This is a genomic window from Myxococcus sp. AM011, assembly GCF_013372595.1.
In the GTDB taxonomy this organism is placed as follows: domain Bacteria; phylum Myxococcota; class Myxococcia; order Myxococcales; family Myxococcaceae; genus Myxococcus; species Myxococcus eversor.
Genome location: NZ_JABXEM010000535.1, coordinates 1 through 1,802, shown reverse-complemented (window position 1 = coordinate 1,802; position 1,802 = coordinate 1). Strand labels below are relative to the sequence as shown.

Sequence of the window (1,802 nt, the reverse complement as noted above, 5' to 3'; positions counted from 1 at the left end):
GGGGGCGGGTTGATGGGGCTGGTGAGCGAGGCGCACATCCTGGCGGCGTGGGGAGATCCGCTGGCGCCCGTGTCGGAGGTCATGGCGCGGGTGGGGCTGCCGGGCGGAAGGAGGCGGTTCTCGCTTCGCCTGCCCCGCTTCTGCCTGAGGCGTGGAGGGCGGATGCGTCTGGCGACGTGAGGCGTCGGCCAGGGTGCGCGGGGGCGGGTACGCGGTACAGTCGCGCCCCCCGTGCCGGACGACCCTCCCCGCTGGACTGTCTACATGCTGCGTTGCCGTGACGGCTCGCTCTACACGGGCGCCACCAATGATTTGGAGCGTCGGGTGGCCACCCACGGGCGAGGGCGCGGCGCGGCGTATACCCGAGCGCGGCTGCCCGTCACGCTCGTCTGGAGTGAGCCCGCCGAGGACCGCGGCGCCGCCCTGCGACGGGAGGCCGCCATCAAGCGCCTCACCCGTGGCGACAAGCTGCTGCTCGTGTCCGCGAAAAAGCCCCCGCGACGCCGCGCGCGCTGAGCCGGTTCCCACGTCATACCGGGGTGCGGGGATGACCGTTGGTGGGAGACCCTTCGCGCCACCATGTGTCGTCATCCGGGAATCCGGGTCTTTGTTCTCGGGTCGCTCGATACCCGAGCGAGGGCTCGCGCGTTACCGTGGGACCACTCTTCACAGGGGGCAGTCCATGCTTCGGTCGCTTTCAGGAGTCTTCGCCGCGTTGATCATCACGACCTTGGGCTGTGGCCGGGTGGTCAACCATCCGCCGGATGTGCGGGCAGGCCCCATTCCGAGTCCGAAGACGGTGGGCCCCGGTGGCGTGGTGCAGCTCGTGTTCGAGGTGCAGGACCCCGACGGGGACGACATGGAGTTCTACTGGACGCAGATGCCGGCGGAGCCCGCGGGCCACTTCAGCGACATCCACTCGCGCACTCCGACGTGGACGGCGCCGGAGGACGTGGAGGGGCCCATCCACTTCCTCTTGCAGGTCAACGTCATGGACACCGAGGGCGGCGGCGTGTTGGGCACCGCGCCCTCCGTACTGGTCCGCACGCCGTAGAGTCGGGACAGCGCCCGTGGCTCAGGGCGCCGTCTCGGCCGGAGCGGCCGGGGGCGGAGTCCGGGTCTCCTGCTCGCGGGCCTTCCGGTTGGAGCGGATGGTGAAGAGGATGCCCAGCACCAGGAAGACCGTGGCGCCCACGCCCGCGCCAATGGTCTGCCAGGTGAGCAGTTCCGAGCTGACGTGACGAATCACCTGGGGCAGGTTGCACATCGTCTGGGTCGCCAGGGGCGTCTCGTTGTACCAGCCGATGAAGTGCGGACCGGCCCAGGACGCGATGAGGATGCCCAGCAGGGCTCCCCCTAGGACGAAGTTGAGCAGCGTCTTGGCGGCGTTCATGCGCAATCACCTCGGCAGGAGGACGGCGAGCCGTCCTTAGTATGTGCACGACGCCCTGGCCAGGGGTGGAACGTGTTAAGGGGAGGGAGTGCCGCTGCTCCCGCTCGCCATCCTGTCCAGTCTCGTCGCCCTGGTGTGCGCCGCCTTCCTCCTCGTCCATGCCTTCCGTCGCAGCGTGGGCACGGGAGTGATGGTGTTGCTCATCCCCTGCTACGCGCTCTTCTACGCGTTCAGCCAGTTCGAGCACCGCCACAAGGGGCTCATCGTCGCGGGCTTCGTGTCCTGCACGGTGCTCGCGGCGGTGTTCCTGGGCCTGGGCGCCCACTCGTTGACCGCGCTGACGGCGCGCGTTCCTCCGCCGGGCTTCTGAGGGCCCGCTTCGCCGTGCGCTCGCCCGACGCCAGGGTGC

Annotated in this window: 4 protein-coding genes and 1 pseudogene; 4 read left to right on the top strand and 1 reads right to left on the bottom strand. The window is 69.8% G+C overall.

Annotated elements, in window-relative coordinates; genetic code table 11:
• The 3 genes and pseudogenes from HUW62_RS47110 to HUW62_RS47100 form a co-directional block, all read left to right on the top strand.
• Positions 1-180 (top strand): annotated as a pseudogene (locus tag HUW62_RS47110) (hypothetical protein); the annotation flags it as partial.
• Between the two features lie 84 nt (positions 181-264).
• A complete protein-coding gene (locus HUW62_RS47105; RefSeq protein ID WP_163863667.1) occupies positions 265-516 on the top strand; it encodes a GIY-YIG nuclease family protein in 252 nt (83 codons plus the stop codon).
• 166 nt (positions 517-682) lie between these two features.
• On the top strand, positions 683-1,054 hold the full coding sequence (locus tag HUW62_RS47100; protein ID WP_176438174.1) for a hypothetical protein: 372 nt from the start codon (positions 683-685) through the stop codon (positions 1,052-1,054).
• A 21-nt stretch (positions 1,055-1,075) separates the two neighbouring features.
• Here HUW62_RS47100 and HUW62_RS47095 read toward each other — a convergent pair whose 3' ends face one another.
• Positions 1,076-1,393: a hypothetical protein gene (locus HUW62_RS47095; RefSeq protein WP_163863665.1), complete on the bottom strand. Its 318-nt coding sequence runs from the start codon at positions 1,391-1,393 to the stop codon at positions 1,076-1,078.
• Between the two features lie 88 nt (positions 1,394-1,481).
• Here HUW62_RS47095 and HUW62_RS47090 point away from each other — a divergent pair, with 88 nt between their 5' ends.
• Positions 1,482-1,763, top strand: coding sequence for a hypothetical protein (locus tag HUW62_RS47090; protein WP_176438173.1), 282 nt, complete (start codon positions 1,482-1,484; stop codon positions 1,761-1,763).
• The last annotated feature ends 39 nt before the right edge of the window (positions 1,764-1,802 follow it).

Bases quoted from the DNA above. Each gene is read 5' to 3' on its own strand.
- HUW62_RS47100 (WP_176438174.1), top strand. From the start codon at position 683: ATGCTTCGGTCGCTTTCAGGAGTCTTCGCCGCGTTGATCATCACGACC.
- HUW62_RS47105 (WP_163863667.1), top strand. From the start codon at position 265: ATGCTGCGTTGCCGTGACGGCTCGCTCTACACGGGCGCCACCAATGAT.
- HUW62_RS47095 (WP_163863665.1), bottom strand. From the start codon at position 1,393: ATGAACGCCGCCAAGACGCTGCTCAACTTCGTCCTAGGGGGAGCCCTG.